Source organism: Allobosea sp. NPDC003192 (assembly GCF_050275675.1).
Classification (GTDB): Bacteria; Pseudomonadota; Alphaproteobacteria; order Rhizobiales; family Beijerinckiaceae; genus Allobosea.
Genome location: NZ_JBNNPK010000014.1, coordinates 138,322 through 153,008, shown reverse-complemented (window position 1 = coordinate 153,008; position 14,687 = coordinate 138,322). Strand labels below are relative to the sequence as shown.

The window sequence follows — 14,687 nt, the reverse complement described above, 5'->3', positions numbered from 1 at the left end:
TCAGCGCGTCACCTTCTCCAGCCAGTCGACCAGCGCCTGCCGGTCTTCGGCCGAGTTGATGGTCTGCTCGGGCATCTTGGTGCCAGGCGTGTAGGCGTTCGGGCCGATCTCGAACAGCTTCGCCACCGTCTCCTTGCTCCACACGATGTCCATGCCCTTAAGCGCGTCGGAATAGGCATAGCCCGGCGCGGAGGCGATGTGGCGGCCGAAGATGCCGTGCAGGGTCGGGCCGGCGCGGTTGCCATCCGCCGGCGTCAGCGTGTGGCAGGCCGCGCAGGCGCGGAACACCTGCGCGCCGCGCTCGCCCTGGAAGGCGGCGAGCGCATCCTCGCCGGCGCGCGGCACCACCGCCCCGACATGCTCGCCAGTGACGGCGTTCCAGCGCCGGACCAGCCTGTCGGCGCCGCCGGAGAGGAGCTGCTTGCCGTCAGGCAGGAAGGCGAGCGACCAGACCGGCAGGCCAGGACCGACCAAAGTGGCGCGGATGGTGCGCGTTCTGCGGTCGACCAGCGCGACCTGGCCGCGCAGGCCGCCGGCCGCGATCGTCGCGCCATCCGGCGAGATGGCGAGCGCGATCAGCGGGGTGTCGCCGACCGCGATCTCGGCGCGCTGGGCTCCATCTTGTCCGAACAGGCGCAGACGGCCATCCGCAGCCGCGACCGCGATCTCGCCGTCGGGGGCGACGACGACGCCGTTGAGCGGGGCGGGCTTGGTGACGATCAGCGGCGCGCCGCCATCGGCGGGCCAGAAGCGCAAGGTCGCGTCATAGCCGGAGGAGACGACCATGCCGCCGGGTGCGAAGGCGACGCCGTTGACCGGTCCCTGGTGACCTTCGAGCACCCGGGCCGCACCGTCGGTCAGGGCGGTAACACGCACCGTCCCATCCCAAGACGCGGAGCCGAGATGCTGTCCTTCCGGCGAGATCGCGAGTGCCGCGACCGGCCCCCTGTGACCCTCGATCACCCTCACCGGCTCCGGTGCATCGCCGCGCCAAAGCGCGATCCTGCCGTCCTCGCCGCCGGTGGCGAAGCCGATGCCATTGACCGCGACGGCGGCGTTGACCGCGCCCTGATGGAAGCGCAGCACCCTGATCGCGCTGCCACGGGCGAGGTCCCAGAGGATCGCCGACTGGTCGAAGGAGCCGGTGAGTGCCGTCGCGCCATCAGCCGAAACGGCGGCCGCGCGCACCGGTCCGCCATGGCCGCGCAGTTCCTGAGCGGAGGTGGGCAGTGTCCCAAGGACAAGCGCGAGAAGCACCGCGCGACCCCTTCTCCCCTCGAGGGAGAAGGTGGCAGCGCGAAGCGCTGACGGATGAGGGCCGCGCCGCTGCGCCCATTTTCCATCGCTGCCCGTAGCCATCCTGCCCTCATCCGTCTGCTTCGCAGACACCTTCTCCCCCAAGGGGAGAAGGGTAAAGGCCCCTGTTGCTCCCTCGCGAAAAGCCATCATATGAAGCGCAACATCGTTCGATCGGCTTCGACTATGACGTCCATCCCGCTCAATCTGCGCGGCCTCAAGTGCCCCCTCCCCGCTTTGCGCGTGCGCAAGGCGCTGAAAACCGCGGCTCCGGGCGACCTGTTCCTGGTCGAATGCACGGACCCGATGGCGGCGATCGACATCCCCAATCTGATGCGCGAGACCGGCGACGCCATCGAACTCAGCAGCAGCGAGGGTGAGCTGCTGGTCTTCCACATCCGCAAGGCCGCGGCCTAGCGTCACGCCAGCATAACGGAGCCCAGATCGTGGCCCTTTCGCAAAACGACATCCTGCGCGCGCTCGAACTGGTGAAGCTGCCGGCGAGCGGGCAATCGCTGGCGGCGTCCGGCCGCATCGGCGACATCCTGATCGACGGCGGCAAGGTGATCTTCGCGATCGGCATCGACGCGACCGAAGCCAGCGCGATGGAACCGGTACGCAAGGCGGCCGAGAGCGCAGTCGGCGGCATTCCCGGCGTGACGCAGGTGCTGGTCGGCCTCACCGCCGACAAGGCGCCGGGACGCGCACCCTCGCAGGCGGCCGAAGCGCGCCGGCAGGCGCATGGCCAGCCCGGCCCCGGCGGGCCGGTACCGAAGGCGGCCGGCATTCCCGGCGTCAAGCAGATCATCGCCGTGGCGAGCGGCAAGGGCGGCGTCGGCAAGTCGACCACCACAGCCAATCTCGCTGTCGGCCTGGCGACCCTTGGCCTCAAGGTCGGCGTGCTCGATGCCGACATCTATGGCCCGTCGGTGCCGAAGATCTTCGGCATCACCGGCAAGCCGCGACTGGTCTCGGGCCGCACGCTCGCACCGATGGAGGCCTATGGCCTGAAGATCATGTCGATCGGCTTCCTGATCGACGAGGAAACGCCGATGATCTGGCGCGGCCCGATGGTGATCTCGGCGATCACCCAGATGCTGCGCGAGGTCGCCTGGGGCGAGCTCGACGTGCTCGTCGTCGACATGCCGCCCGGCACCGGCGACGCCCAGCTCACCATGGCGCAGCAAACCCCGCTCGCCGGGGCGGTGATCGTCTCGACGCCGCAGGACCTCGCTTTGCTCGATGCGAGGCGCGGCGTCGCCATGTTCAAGAAGGTCGAGGTGCCGATCCTCGGCATTGTCGAGAACATGAGCTATTTCATCTGCCCGGAATGCGGCCACCGCTCCGACATCTTCGCCCATGGCGGCGCCCGGCATGAGGCGGAGCGGCTCGGCGTGCCCTTCCTCGGCGAGATCCCGCTCGCCATGCCGATCCGCGAGACCTCCGATGGCGGCCGCCCCATTGTCGCGAGCGACCCGGACAGCGCCCATGCCAAGGCCTATGTCGCACTGGCGCGACAGGTGAAGGCCGGCCTTGCCGGGCCGGCCCGGGCGGCGCCGCGGATCGTGATCGAATAAGGCTGGTCGGCCGCCTCTATCTCTGGAGATGGAGGCCGCTTGACCGATCGGCCTGTGTTGCGAACCGATCGGGAGACACTTTTTCTGCTTCCGTCTGTCGCTCGGTCAGCATCCAGATGTGCCCGAATGGGTCGAACAGCGAGGCGACCCGCCGCCCTTCGGTATCGGTCTGGACCCGGTCGCGCAGCGCAGCACCCGCGACGATCGCCTGGGCGAAGCAGATTTCGATGTCGGGAACCGTCAGCAGAATCGTCATGCTGACCGCGCCGGCCGCCTTGGGGAAGAACGGGCCGCCATAGGACGGCTCTTCTTCACGGCGTGGGTTGGAACCGGCGACGGAGACGCGGGTTCCGCCGATGAGCATCTCGACCCCGGCGAGTTCGCCGTCGACCCTGTGCGTCTTGAGCTGCCGTGCCTCGAAGGCTTCGCTGTAGAAGTCCGCGGCCTCCTGCTCACGCCCGTGCTGCACGAAAATCGCCAGGCCCAAGCCGATGCTCTGCTTCATGTCGAATCTCCTGATCCGTCGCCGCTGGGAAAGAGGACCTCGAAGCCGGCGGATTCTTGATCGATCCGCGGCGAGCTCGCGCACGGCCCATCACCGATCCGCGATGACATCAGATTTTGTTCATGATATGTTCTAGGTCACAGAACCTGTGGAGACGCGATCATGCCCGTCCTGCCGACACGCCATATCAGCATCGCGATCGACCGGCCGATCGAGGAGGTCTACGGCTTCCTCGCCGAGCCCCTGAACTTCCCGAAATGGGCAGAAGGCCTCGGGGCTGAGTTCAGCCATGTCGAGGGCATGACCTATCGCGCCAAGACGCCGATGGGGCCGATGCGCGTGCTATTCAGCGAGCCCAATCGCTATGGCGTGCTCGACCATGCCGTCATCCCCGACAGCGGCATGCCTATGCACAACCCGATGCGCGCGCTGGCGAACGGCAGTGGCAGCGAGGTGGTGTTCACACTGCTCAGGCGGCCCGACATGACGGATGACGACTTCGCCCGCGATGCCGAATGGATCGCGGCCGATCTTGCCCGGTTGAAGAAACTGCTGGAGGGCTAGAGCCGCACGCTGCTGGTCGCATAGGCGACATCGACCGGGCGCTGATAGGTCGCCAGCACCAGGCTCGCCCCGTAGGCGGCAATGGCGGCGAAGGCGACGGCGATGGCAAAGGACTTCATGCGGCTTCCCCCAGGAGGCAGGCGAATAAGCTTCGCTTATCGGTTGAATCTAGGGGCGGTGCTTGCGCCGATCAAGCATCGCCAAGCGCGGCATGGAGCCGCTCGGCTTCGGCGAGATCGTCCGGCCGGTTGGCGTTGAAGAAGGGATCGACCGGCGTCACCGGCCATTCGACTTCTGCCACCCCATGGCGCGCCGTCCAGCGGTCGATCTTGCGCTCGTCCTCGAGCGTGAGCGCATGGCGCAGTTCCTCGCGCAGAAAAACCGGCCAGAGCCCGATCACCGGATGGGTCCAGCCGCTCGAGGCGGCACAGGCAAGCGGCACATTCGCCGCCTCCCGCGCCGCATGCAGCCGCGCCACGAGATCCCGCGGGATGAAGGGCGTGTCGGCGGCGACGCTGACCAGCCATTGCGCCCCCGGCCGGTTCGCGGCCAGCCAGTCGAGCCCGGCGAGGATGCCGGCGAGCGGCCCGGCGAAATCCGGCACGCTGTCGGCTACGACGGGCAGATTGTAATCGGAAAAGCGCGCGGGATCGCCATTGGCGTTGAGCAGGAGGCCATCGCATTGCGGCGCCAGGCGGTCGATCACATGGGCGAGGATAGTTCGGCCGGCGATCGTGCGCAGCGGCTTGTCACCGCCGCCCATGCGCCGGGCGAGCCCGCCAGCGAGAAGGAGGCCGAGGGTCGGAGGAGCCGCTTCAATCATCGCCCCCTGCCCCCTTGCGGCGATGCTTGCCGCCCTCGTCCTCGACGCTGTCCGGATCCTGATCGAAGACGATGCGGTCCTCGCCGGCCAGCGCCAGGAAGCGCTTGCCGCGGGCGCGGCCGATCAGGGTCAGGCCGGCCTTGCGGGCGAGCTCAACGCCCCATTCGGTGAAGCCCGAGCGCGAGACCAGGATCGGGATGCCCATGCGAACCGTCTTGATCACCATCTCCGAGGTCAGACGGCCGGTGGTGTAGAAGATCATCTTGCCGGGATCGACATCGTGGCGGAACAGCCAGCCGGCGACCTTGTCGACGGCGTTGTGGCGGCCGACATCCTCCATATAGACCAGTGGCCGGTCGCGTTCGCAGAGCACGCAGCCATGGATCGCGCCGGCCTCCAGATAGAGCGAGGGCGTCGTGTTGATCTTGCGGGTCAGCGCATAGAGCCAGCTCGTGCGCAATTCGGCCTTGGGCAGGACGATCTCGTCGATCGCCTCCATCAGGTCGCCGAAGGCGGTGCCTTGCGCGCAGCCCGAGGTCAGCGTCTTCTTCTTCAGCTTCTGCTCGAAATTGGTGCGCTCCGGCGTGCGCACTACCACGACCTCAAGCTCCTCGTCATAATCGACAGCCTCGACGACGTCGCCACGCCTGAGCATGTTCTGGTTGAGGAGATAGCCGAGCGCCAGATACTCCGGATGGTCGCCGATCGTCATCATCGTGACGATCTCCTGGCTGTTCAGATAGAGCGTCAGCGCCCGCTCAGTGACGACGCGAGTCTCGACCCGAGCGCCGGTGTGGTCGATGCCGGCGACGCGCGCGCCGAGCCGCGCAGCGGCAGGGTCGGGCCGGACCAGATAGTCGTCGAGAAAATCGCTGCCGAGCGGCACGAAACGGCTCCTTGCGGGCGTCAGGCCGGCTGGCGCAGCGCCGCCATCGCCCAACCGGTTACCGCACCCGGCTCGGGCGGCAGGCGCTGCCAATCCTCGCCGGCGAACTCCGACCAGGCGGGAAGCATGTCGTCGCGCACCGCCGTCAGCAGCGGCAGACCGGCAACGACTCCGGCGGCTATCTCGGCACGCAGGCCCTGGCCGAGTACCTCCTGCTTGCCGAACTTGTTGACGATGACGAGGTCGACCGGGCCGGAGAGCGCTCCCGAGACGGCCGCGCCGGCGGCGGCGAGCCCGGCCGCGTCAAGCCGGCAGCCGGTCGAACCGGCGCCGCGATCCTCGCTGATCGGGAAAAGCCGACCAGAGGCGAGATCCTCGAGCGCCATGCTGGCGCAGCCGCTCATGCAGTCGCCATTATTGTGCTGGACCACGCCACCGAGGCGGACGGCCTCGCGCTTCAGGGAATCGGCGACCTCCGCCATCAGTTCATCGATGGGGAAGCCCGAGGAATAGACGATCGCGGCGAGCGGAGCAGTCATCGTTGTCCTTCATCCCACGGAACGACGCTTACGGCCAGTGAACTTTAGGTGTTCCAAACTGCATGAGATGCTTTGCCAGTGTTGCAACGCACCTACAGTCGCAGCCTGCAACCGGCGCTAGGGTGAAATGGGCTGTTCCCGGCATCCCGGCCGGGCGCGGCTCGCCGTGAGTCCCGCGTGCCCATGATCCGTCCGAACTCTCAGACGCCCCTCGACCCCGCGACCGACGCCGCGCTGCTGCTGCGCCGCATCGGCTTCGCAACGCTGGCGCTCGCCTTGCCGCTGGCCTCGCTGGTCTCGCGCCGCGCCGCCGTCGTTCTGGTGCCGATCGGCGTCATCTTGCTGGCCATTGCCGCGTTGATCGAGGCGCCGCGCTGGTTCGCCGGCAACATCAGGGCATCGATCTTCAGCCGTGCCGGACTGACGCTGTGGGCACTGGTCGGCTGGGCCGTGCTCTCGCTGGTCTGGAGCCCCTATACCGGCTCGGCCACCGAGAAGGCGGCCAATCTCTTCCTCGCGGTGGCGCTGGGCTTTGCCGGCGCAGCCGCCCTGCCCGAGCGCATGCGCGCCTCGAACCTCAATCTCGCGGCGCTCGGCGCCGGCACCGCCGCGATCTTCGCGCTCGGCCTGCTGCTGACCGAGGCGCTCGGGCCGGTCGACTCACGCGCCGCCGATGCTGCCGGCAGTGTCGAACGCGGCGTCAGCGTCGTACTCATCATGGCCTGGCCGGCGCTGGCCTGGCTGCTCTCGCGCGAGCGCGGGCTGACGGCGCTGGGGCTGGCGCTCGTCGTCGGGCTGCTCGCCCTCTCCCGCATCGAGGATGGCGAGGCGATGGCGATGCTGTGCGGCGCGATCGCCTTCGGCGCGGTCAGCGCCAACCGCATCGTCGGCGCCAGGCTGATGGGCGGGATCATGGCCGGGCTGATGCTGCTCGCCCCGCTCCTGCCCTTCCTGCTGCTGCCCTTCTTCCGGCTCTCGCCGGCCGTGTTCAGCACAGTCGGCGCCGGGCTCGACATCTGGGCCGACATCATCTCCAGCCGCCCGGTCCAGCTGATCACCGGCCACGGGCTCGACACCGTGCTGCGCGGGCGGACCACCGGGGCACTCCCGATCGAGGTTCCGACCACCATCCTGTTCGAGACCTGGTACGAGCTCGGCCTGGTCGGTGCGGCGACGGCAGCGCTCTGCCTCTATTTCGCCGTCAGCGCCGCCGGCCGGATGCCGGGCGCGCTCGCGGCCGGCGGCGTCGCGGCCTATGTCACGGCCTTCGCGCTGGCGGCGCTCGGCTTCGCCTCGTTCCAGACCTGGTGGCTGATGACGCTGACCGCCGTCGCGCTGCTGTTCACCGCGATCGCCCGGGGGCAGTACCGCACGGAGCGGCCGGTGGCTCCGCTCGGCCGGCGACCGAAGGCGCCGAGCCTGCCGCCTGGGGAGTGAGCGGGCGCAGCTTTTCCCGCCCGCCGCGCAGCGCTATCATCGCTCCCCGTACCGATCGGAGGGCGCGGCCGCGATGCTTGCCGAAGACGATCCGCTCATCCTCGATCTCGTCGAATGGGTTGCGCGCGACGAGCGCTCGCATGCCGACCTCATGGAGAGCTGGCGCACCTCCTGCCCACGCCTGACGGTCTGGGAGGACGCTGTCGATCGCGGCTATGTCGCGCGCGAAGGCCGGCTGGTCACGGTGACGCGCCGGGGCCATGAGCTACTCAGCTCGCATGGCCGGCGCGCCGCCTGAGCAAGCTGCCTACGCCGCTTCCCGCCCCGCATTCACCGCGTGGCAGGCGACGCCGTCGATCACCGGCGGGTTCTCGACCCGGCAACGATCGAAGACCAGCGGACAGCGCGGGTGAAAAGTGCAGCCCGAGGGCGGGTTGATCGGGTTCGGGATCTCGCCTTTCACCCCCTCGCGCGGCTTGCCGATCATGGCGAGGTCCGGCACCGCATCGAGCAGCATCCTAGTATAGGGATGGCGCGGGGCGGCGAAGAGCTGCTTGCCATCGGAGACCTCGACGAGGCGGCCGAGATACATCACGCCGATGCGGGTCGCCATGTGCCGGACGACCGCGAGATTATGGCTGATGAAGAGATAGGTCAGCCCGAATTTCTGCTGCAGATCGCGCATCAGGTTGAGGATCTGCGCCTGCACGGAGACGTCGAGCGCCGAGGTCGGCTCGTCGCAGACGATGAACTCGGCGTTGGAGGCAAGCGCGCGGGCGATCGCAATGCGCTGACGCTGGCCGCCGGAGAATTCGTGCGGGAACTTCTTGCCGTCGTCCGGATGCAAGCCGACCAGCGAGAGCAGTTCTCCGACGCGCGCCTCGATCGCGGCATCGCCCTGGATGATGTCGAAGGCGCGGATCGGCTCGGCGATGATCCGCCCGACGCGCCAGCGCGGATTGAGCGAGGCGTAGGGGTCCTGGAAGATCATCTGGATGCGCCGGCGCAGGCGCTGACGCTCGGCCGCGGCAGCCTGATCGGACATCGAGACGCCGTCGATGGAGACGGTGCCGCCGGAGGGGTGCAGCAGACCGACGACCATGCGCGCCACGGTCGACTTGCCCGAGCCGGACTCGCCGACGAGCGCGAAGGTCTCGCCCTTACGAATGTCGAAGGAGACGCCGTCGACGGCCTTGAGATACTGCTTGTCCTGCCGTTCGAGCACCCGGTTGAGCCAGGGCTTGGAAACGTCGAAGACGCGCTTGAGGTCACGGACCTGGACGAAGGCTTTCTCGCTCACGCTGCGATCTCCGTCTTGCCGGTCGGCACCTGCGCCTTGTCGTAGAGATGGCAGGCGACCTGGTGGCCGCCGACATCGATGAGTTCCGGCCGCTCGACATGGCAACGGGCGAACACCTTGGAGCAGCGCGGATTGAAGGCGCAGCCCTTAGGAATGTTCGAGAGCCGCGGCATCGCGCCGGGAATCTGCACCAGCCGCTCGGCGTCGCCCTCGATCGAGGGGATCGCGCCCATCAACCCTTGCGTATAGGGGTGGAGCGGCTGCTTGATGACCTCGCGCACCGGGCCAATCTCCGCGACGCGCCCGGCATACATCACCGCGACGCGATCGGCGGTCTCGGCGATCACCCCCATATCGTGCGTCACCAGCATCACCGAGGTGCCGCGTTCCTTGCAGAGCCGCTTGATCAGGCCGATGATCTGCGCCTGCACGGAGACGTCGAGCGCGGTGGTCGGCTCGTCTGCGATGATGAATTCCGGCTCGGCGCAGAGCGCGAGCGCGATGACGACGCGCTGGCGCATGCCGCCGGAGAATTCGTGCGGGTAGCCGTCGATGCGCCGTTCCGGCGCGGGGATGCCGACCTCGTCGAGCAAAGCGATGGCGCGCTTGCGCGCATCGGCCGCGTTGAGGTCGGTATGGGTCTGGATCGTCTCGATCAACTGCTCGCCGACCCGGTAGAGCGGGTTGAGGCTTGTCAGCGGGTCCTGGAAGATCATGCCGATGCGCTTGCCGCGGACTCGGCGCATCTCCTCCGGCGGCAGGTGATCGACACGCTTGCCGGAGAGCACGACCTTGCCGTCGGCGATCCGGCCCGGCGGATCGATCAGACCGATGATGGCCGAGCCGGTGACCGACTTGCCGGCGCCGGATTCGCCGACCACGCCGAGCACCTCGCCGCGGGCGATATCGAAGGAAATCTTGTCGAGGGCGCGCAACGTGCCACGCCGCGTGACGAACTCGACGGTGAGGTCCTGAACCGAGAGGACGGGTTGGGTCATCGCAGCTCCGCGGACACGAATGAAGGCGAGAAGCGTATCATCGTCACCTCAGTTTCGGATTGAGCGCATCGCGCAGCCAGTCGCCGAACAGATTGATCGAGAGCGCGAACAGGATCAGCACGAGCGAAGGAAAGAGCAGGATCCACCACTCGCCGGAGAACAGGTATTGCTGGCCGAAGCGGATCAGCGTGCCTAGCGAGGGCTGGGTCGGCGGCATGCCGACGCCGAGGAAGGAGAGCGTCGCCTCCTCGATCACCGCCAGCGCAAGATTGATCGTGGCGATGACGAGCACTGGGCCGGCGACATTGGGCAGGACGTGCTTGAGCATCACCGGCCAGGCCTTGAGGCCGATCAGACGGGCGGCATCGACATAGACCTTGTTCTTCTCGACCAGGGTCGAGCCACGCACGGTGCGGGCATATTGCGCCCAGTTCGACAGGCCGATCGCGACGACGAGGACGAGCAGCGTCATCTGCTCCTGCGCCGCCGGCGGGATCAATCCGCGCGCCACACCGAAGACGAGCAGCGCCACCAGAATCGCCGGGAAGGAGAGCTGGATGTCGGCGACGCGCATGATCAGCGCCTCGGTGCGGCCGCCGACATAGCCGGCGACGAGTCCCAGACCGACGCCGAGCACCAGCGAGAACAGCACCGAGGCCGCGCCAACGATCAGCGAGACGCGCGAGCCGTAGAGGATCGCCGAGAAGATGTCGCGGCCCTGCCCGTCCGACCCCAGCCAGAAGACCTTGCCGGTGATCTCGTTGGGCTGCATCGGCCGCGAGAAGCCGTCGGAGAGATCGAGCGTGGCCGGATCGAACGGGTCGTAGGGCGCGATCAGCGGGGCGAAGACGGCGGCGAGCACGAGCAGCAGCGCCATGATGCTGGCCACCACCGTGATCGGTGAGGAGCGGAAGGAATAGGCGAGGTCCGAATCCCAGAGCCGGGCGAAGCGGCCGGGTGATTTCGGGGCGGGCAAGGGAGCTGTCGTCATCGCCGCCTCACTTCGCCGGGACCAGGACGCCGCCGCGCAGGCGTGGATCGAGCGCGACATAGACGATATCGACTAGGAGCGAGGTCAGCACGAAGACGAAGGCGACGAAGAGCAGATAGGCCGACATCACGGGAACGTCGACGAACTGCACGGCGTTGACGAAGAGCGCGCCCAGTCCCGGCCACTGGAACACCGTCTCGGTGACGATCGCGAAGGCGATGACACCACCGAGCTGGACGCCGGCGATGGTGATCACCGGGATCATGGTGTTGCGCAGGGCATGGCGGAACTCGATCCTGCGCTCGGGAATGCCGCGCGCCCTGGCGAAGCGGATGAAATCGGCGCGCATCACCTCCAGCATCTCGGAGCGGACGAGGCGCATCACCAGCGTCAACTGCAGGAAGCCCAGGGTCAGCACCGGCATGACCAGCGACTTGAGTCCGCTCGCGGTCAAAAGCCCGGTCGACCACCAGCCGATCTGAACGGTGTCGCCGCGCCCGAAGGAGGGTAGCCAGCGAAGCTCGACGGCAAAGATGTAGATCAGCCCGATGCCGATCAGGAAGGTCGGCAAGCTGACCCCGATCAGGGATACCGACATGACGAGATTGGCGATCCAGCCATCGCGGCGGATCGCGGCATAGACACCAAAGGCGATGCCGGTGACGAAGGCGAAGATCGCCGAGAGTACGGCCAGCTCCACCGTCGCCGGCAGCCGCTCGAGGATCAGCGAGGAGACCTTGCGGCCCTGGCGATAGGAGATTCCGAAGTCGCCGCGGGCCGCATCGGCGACGAAGCGGGCGAACTGCAGCGGCACAGGATCGTTGAGGCCGAGCCGCTCAGTCAGCTCGGCCCGGTCCTGCAACGTCGCTTCCTGGCCGAGCATGTTGACGACGGGATCGCCGACGAAGCGGAACATGGAGAAGGCGATGAAGGCGACGGCGAGCATCACCACCAGCCCCTGCATCAGCGAGCGCAGGATATAGGCGAGCATCGCGTCGATAACCCCTCTACACGAACGATGTCGCGGGGCCGTCTAGGTGCGGCCCCTGCGACGGATGCCGGCTCTACGAGCCCTTGAACGAAACCATCTTCAGCTTCGGGTTGTTCGAAACGTCGACGGGTATGTCGAGCGCCGATTTCATGCCGTAGCTGAGCGACTGATGGTGGAGCGGCAGGTAGATCGTCTCGTCCTTCACCTTCGCCCAGATCTTGGCGATGGTGGCGTCGCGCTTGGCGATGTCGATCTCCTTGGAGAGCGTCTGGATCTGCGCGTCGACATCCTTGTCGGAATAACCGGTCGCGTTCCAGCTGCCCTGCGAACCGGTGCGGCTGTGGTACATATAGGAGAAGACGTAGTCGCTATCGAAGGTCGGGACCCCCCAGCCGACGAGGTAGAACTCGGTTTCAGGCGGGTTCTTCTGGATCAGGTTGAAGTGGATCGACTTCGACTGCGAGACCAGATTCACCTTGACGCCGATCTGGCCGAACATGCCGACCGCCGACTGGCAGATGCCCTCATCGTTGATATAGCGGTCGTTCGAGCAGTGCAGCGTCACCGAGAAGCCGTTGGGATAGCCGGCCTCGGCGAGCAGCGCCTTGGCCTTTGCGACGTCGGTCGCAGGCGCCGCATCGAGCTCTTTGGTCCAGCCATTGGCGAAAGGCGGCAGGATGATGCCGGTCGGGATCGACTCGCCGCGCATCACCACGCGCTGGATAGCCTGGCGGTTGATCGCCATGTTCATCGCCTGGCGGACGCGCTTGTCGGCGAAGGGGTTCTTGCCCTCGACATTGTCGCTCTTCAGGTCCTTGGACGCGACGTCCATGCCGAAGAAGATGGTGCGGTTCTCGGGGCCGGAGGTGACGCGCAGCTTGGAATCGCCCTTCAGCCTGGCGATGTCCTGCACCGGCACGTCCTGGACGAAGTCGACCTCGCCGGAGAGCAGCGCCGCGATGCGGGTCGCGTCCTGCTTGATCGGCACATAGGTGAGTTCGGTGATCTCGAGCGGCACCTTGGCCTTGGCCCAATAATTCTCGTTGCGCTTCATTACCGTCTTCACGTCGGCTTCGCGCGAGACGAGGACGAAGGGGCCGGTGCCGTTGGCGTTGCGGACGGCGTAGTTCTCTTCCTTGTTCTTGAAGTCCTGCGCCTTGGTGGCGTTGTTCTTCTCCGCCCAGGCCTTGCTCATGATGCGGATCGAGGAGGTGTTGTTGATGAGGAGCGGATTCGGCCCCTTGGTCTTGATCCGGACCGTCAGGTCGTCGACCTTCGAGACCTTCTCGACCGAGGTCAGGTAGCCCTTGAAATCCGAGGTCGGCTGCATGGCGCGCTCATAGGAGAACACCACATCGTCGGCGGTGAAGGGCGCGCCGTCATGGAACTTGACGCCCTCCTGCAGCTTGAACTCCCAGGTGGTCGGATCGTCCGGCAGCACCTTCCAGGACGAAGCCAGCAGCGGGTGGAGCTTGCCGGCATGGTCGCGCTCGGTCAGGCTCTCATACATATGCTGGTTGACCGAGGTCGTCAGGCCCTCATTCTGGCCGTGCGGATCGATCGTCAGCGCATCGCCCGCCGAGGCCCATTTCAGCGGCTTGGCTTCGACGGCGCCGAGCGCCAGCACGGAGACGCCGAGCAGCGCAGCGGCAAGCGCAAGATTACGCGGTTTCATCGGATTTGACCTCCCAGTCGCGGCCCGGTCGCGGGCCAGCCGAAGCGCCGGATGTTAGGACCCGCCCCCTTGTCTGTCACGGGTCCAATCTGCGTAAAACACATGGCTTCGGCAGGCGTTTGCTGCGCAAAAAGGCGGTTTGCACAGCAAATCCTGCTCATCGCAGCCTCGGGTTCAGGGCGTCGCGCAGCCAGTCGCCGAGCAGGTTCACTGCCAGGACCAAAATGGCGAGAGTCACACCCGGGAACGTCACGATCCACCAGTCGCCTGAGAACAGGTAGCGGTTGCCGATCGAGATCAGCGTTCCCAGCGAGGGCTGGGTCGGCGGCAGGCCGACGCCGAGGAAGGACAGTGTCGCCTCGGTGATGACCGCAAGCGCCAGGTTGATGGTCAGGATGACCAGCACCGGGCCAATCACGTTCGGCAGGACATGGCGCAGCATGATCAGCGGTGCCGGCAGGCCGACGAGCCGGGCAGCCTGGACATAGTCCTTGTTGCGCTCGACCAGGGTCGAGCCGCGGATGGTGCGGGCGTACTGCACCCAGAAGCTCAATCCGATCGAGATCACCAGCACGTAGAGCGCAGTGTCCTCGCGGTTCGCATGCTTGAAGATGCCGCGGACGACACCGTCGATCAGCAGCGCTATCAGGATGGCAGGGAAGGTCAATTGCACGTCGGCGATGCGCATGATCAGCGAATCGACGCGGCCGCCGAGATAGCCGGCGAGCAGGCCGAGCGTGATGCCGATCGTCGCCGCGAGCGCGACGCCGAGCAGGCCGACGATCAGCGAGACGCGCAGGCCATAGAGAATCGCCGAATAGAGATCGCGGCCCTGATCGTCGGTACCGAAGATGAATTTCGGATCGCCGCCATCCTGCCAGGCCGGCGGGATGTTGGCGTCGGAGAGGAAGACGGTCGCCGGATCGAACGGATTGGTCGGCGCGATCCAAGGGGAGAAGAAGGCGCCGACGAACAACACCAGTACGATCACCGCGGCGACCATCGTCACCTTGGAACGCAGGAAGCTCGCCAGGATGTCGCTGTCGAGGATGCGGGCCCAGAGCGAGGGCGGCTGTTTCGAGGAGGAAGCGGGTTGCGCGCTCAT

17 protein-coding genes are annotated in these 14,687 nt (G+C 66.9%); 5 read left to right on the top strand and 12 right to left on the bottom strand.

From position 1 onward, the window contains the following. A complete protein-coding gene (locus tag ACQKLX_RS19325) occupies positions 1-1,257 on the bottom strand; it encodes a c-type cytochrome (protein ID WP_427363179.1) in 1,257 nt (418 codons plus the stop codon). Between the two features lie 192 nt (positions 1,258-1,449). Between ACQKLX_RS19325 and ACQKLX_RS19320 the strand changes: the two genes are divergently transcribed. Both ACQKLX_RS19320 and ACQKLX_RS19315 read left to right on the top strand, forming a co-directional pair. After that, positions 1,450-1,713 carry a sulfurtransferase TusA family protein gene (locus tag ACQKLX_RS19320; RefSeq protein ID WP_427363178.1) on the top strand — a complete coding sequence of 88 codons (264 nt, stop codon included), beginning with the start codon at positions 1,450-1,452 and terminating at the stop codon, positions 1,711-1,713. A 29-nt stretch (positions 1,714-1,742) separates the two neighbouring features. Next, positions 1,743-2,873, top strand: coding sequence for an Mrp/NBP35 family ATP-binding protein (locus ACQKLX_RS19315; RefSeq protein ID WP_427363177.1), 1,131 nt, complete (start codon positions 1,743-1,745; stop codon positions 2,871-2,873). Between the two features lie 16 nt (positions 2,874-2,889). On the opposite strand, the gene ACQKLX_RS19310 is transcribed toward ACQKLX_RS19315, so the two are convergent. After that, positions 2,890-3,378, bottom strand: coding sequence for a VOC family protein (locus tag ACQKLX_RS19310; protein ID WP_427363176.1), 489 nt, complete (start codon positions 3,376-3,378; stop codon positions 2,890-2,892). Positions 3,379-3,540: 162 nt separating this feature from the next. Between ACQKLX_RS19310 and ACQKLX_RS19305 the strand changes: the two genes are divergently transcribed. After that, positions 3,541-3,942, top strand: coding sequence for an SRPBCC family protein (locus ACQKLX_RS19305; RefSeq protein ID WP_427363175.1), 402 nt, complete (start codon positions 3,541-3,543; stop codon positions 3,940-3,942). Here the strand turns inward: ACQKLX_RS19305 and ACQKLX_RS19300 are convergent. From ACQKLX_RS19300 to ACQKLX_RS19285, 4 genes are all read right to left on the bottom strand, one after another. Continuing rightward, complete coding sequence (locus tag ACQKLX_RS19300) at positions 3,939-4,061, bottom strand: hypothetical protein (protein ID WP_274532920.1); 123 nt, start codon at positions 4,059-4,061, stop codon at positions 3,939-3,941. The two genes, ACQKLX_RS19305 and ACQKLX_RS19300, sit on opposite strands and share 4 nt — an antisense overlap. A gap of 71 nt (positions 4,062-4,132) precedes the next feature. Then, entirely contained in the window at positions 4,133-4,765 is a 633-nt protein-coding gene (mobA, locus tag ACQKLX_RS19295) for a molybdenum cofactor guanylyltransferase MobA (RefSeq protein ID WP_427363174.1), read from the bottom strand. Then, positions 4,758-5,651: a formate dehydrogenase accessory sulfurtransferase FdhD gene (locus ACQKLX_RS19290; RefSeq protein WP_427363173.1), complete on the bottom strand. Its 894-nt coding sequence runs from the start codon at positions 5,649-5,651 to the stop codon at positions 4,758-4,760. Before ACQKLX_RS19290 ends, mobA begins: the two co-directional genes overlap by 8 nt. Positions 5,652-5,671: 20 nt before the next feature. Beyond that, positions 5,672-6,190, bottom strand: a complete 519-nt coding sequence (locus ACQKLX_RS19285) for a DUF2478 domain-containing protein (protein ID WP_427363172.1) — start codon at positions 6,188-6,190, stop codon at positions 5,672-5,674. A gap of 177 nt (positions 6,191-6,367) precedes the next feature. Between ACQKLX_RS19285 and ACQKLX_RS19280 the strand changes: the two genes are divergently transcribed. Both ACQKLX_RS19280 and ACQKLX_RS19275 read left to right on the top strand, forming a co-directional pair. Further along, positions 6,368-7,627 carry a peptide ABC transporter permease gene (locus tag ACQKLX_RS19280; RefSeq protein WP_427363171.1) on the top strand — a complete coding sequence of 420 codons (1,260 nt, stop codon included), beginning with the start codon at positions 6,368-6,370 and terminating at the stop codon, positions 7,625-7,627. Between the two features lie 73 nt (positions 7,628-7,700). Continuing rightward, the gene (locus ACQKLX_RS19275) at positions 7,701-7,925 is read left to right on the top strand and encodes a hypothetical protein (protein ID WP_427363170.1); all 225 of its coding nucleotides are present in this window, start codon (positions 7,701-7,703) and stop codon (positions 7,923-7,925) included. 9 nt (positions 7,926-7,934) lie between these two features. On the opposite strand, the gene ACQKLX_RS19270 is transcribed toward ACQKLX_RS19275, so the two are convergent. From ACQKLX_RS19270 to ACQKLX_RS19245, 6 genes are all read right to left on the bottom strand, one after another. Then, positions 7,935-8,927 carry an ABC transporter ATP-binding protein gene (locus ACQKLX_RS19270; protein ID WP_427363169.1) on the bottom strand — a complete coding sequence of 331 codons (993 nt, stop codon included), beginning with the start codon at positions 8,925-8,927 and terminating at the stop codon, positions 7,935-7,937. Then, entirely contained in the window at positions 8,924-9,925 is a 1,002-nt protein-coding gene (locus ACQKLX_RS19265; RefSeq protein WP_427363168.1) for an ABC transporter ATP-binding protein, read from the bottom strand. The genes ACQKLX_RS19270 and ACQKLX_RS19265 overlap by 4 nt, the downstream gene beginning before the upstream one ends. Before the next feature lie 43 nt (positions 9,926-9,968). Next, complete coding sequence (locus ACQKLX_RS19260; RefSeq protein ID WP_427363167.1) at positions 9,969-10,916, bottom strand: ABC transporter permease; 948 nt, start codon at positions 10,914-10,916, stop codon at positions 9,969-9,971. 7 nt (positions 10,917-10,923) lie between these two features. Next, a complete protein-coding gene (locus ACQKLX_RS19255; RefSeq protein ID WP_427363166.1) occupies positions 10,924-11,907 on the bottom strand; it encodes an ABC transporter permease in 984 nt (327 codons plus the stop codon). 73 nt (positions 11,908-11,980) lie between these two features. Then, positions 11,981-13,582 (bottom strand): ABC transporter substrate-binding protein, encoded by a 1,602-nt coding sequence (locus ACQKLX_RS19250; protein ID WP_427363165.1) that lies wholly within the window; start codon positions 13,580-13,582, stop codon positions 11,981-11,983. A 157-nt stretch (positions 13,583-13,739) separates the two neighbouring features. Then, the gene (locus tag ACQKLX_RS19245; RefSeq protein WP_427363164.1) at positions 13,740-14,687 is read right to left on the bottom strand and encodes an ABC transporter permease; all 948 of its coding nucleotides are present in this window, start codon (positions 14,685-14,687) and stop codon (positions 13,740-13,742) included.

Bases quoted from the DNA above. Each gene is read 5' to 3' on its own strand.
- ACQKLX_RS19320 (WP_427363178.1), top strand. From the start codon at position 1,450: ATGAAGCGCAACATCGTTCGATCGGCTTCGACTATGACGTCCATCCCG.
- ACQKLX_RS19310 (WP_427363176.1), bottom strand. From the start codon at position 3,378: ATGAAGCAGAGCATCGGCTTGGGCCTGGCGATTTTCGTGCAGCACGGG.
- ACQKLX_RS19305 (WP_427363175.1), top strand. From the start codon at position 3,541: ATGCCCGTCCTGCCGACACGCCATATCAGCATCGCGATCGACCGGCCG.
- ACQKLX_RS19300 (WP_274532920.1), bottom strand. From the start codon at position 4,061: ATGAAGTCCTTTGCCATCGCCGTCGCCTTCGCCGCCATTGCCGCCTAC.
- mobA (WP_427363174.1), bottom strand. From the start codon at position 4,765: ATGATTGAAGCGGCTCCTCCGACCCTCGGCCTCCTTCTCGCTGGCGGG.
- ACQKLX_RS19285 (WP_427363172.1), bottom strand. From the start codon at position 6,190: ATGACTGCTCCGCTCGCCGCGATCGTCTATTCCTCGGGCTTCCCCATC.
- ACQKLX_RS19275 (WP_427363170.1), top strand. From the start codon at position 7,701: ATGCTTGCCGAAGACGATCCGCTCATCCTCGATCTCGTCGAATGGGTT.
- ACQKLX_RS19265 (WP_427363168.1), bottom strand. From the start codon at position 9,925: ATGACCCAACCCGTCCTCTCGGTTCAGGACCTCACCGTCGAGTTCGTC.
- ACQKLX_RS19260 (WP_427363167.1), bottom strand. From the start codon at position 10,916: ATGACGACAGCTCCCTTGCCCGCCCCGAAATCACCCGGCCGCTTCGCC.
- ACQKLX_RS19255 (WP_427363166.1), bottom strand. From the start codon at position 11,907: ATGCTCGCCTATATCCTGCGCTCGCTGATGCAGGGGCTGGTGGTGATG.
- ACQKLX_RS19250 (WP_427363165.1), bottom strand. From the start codon at position 13,582: ATGAAACCGCGTAATCTTGCGCTTGCCGCTGCGCTGCTCGGCGTCTCC.
- ACQKLX_RS19245 (WP_427363164.1), bottom strand. From the start codon at position 14,687: ATGAGCGCGCAACCCGCTTCCTCCTCGAAACAGCCGCCCTCGCTCTGG.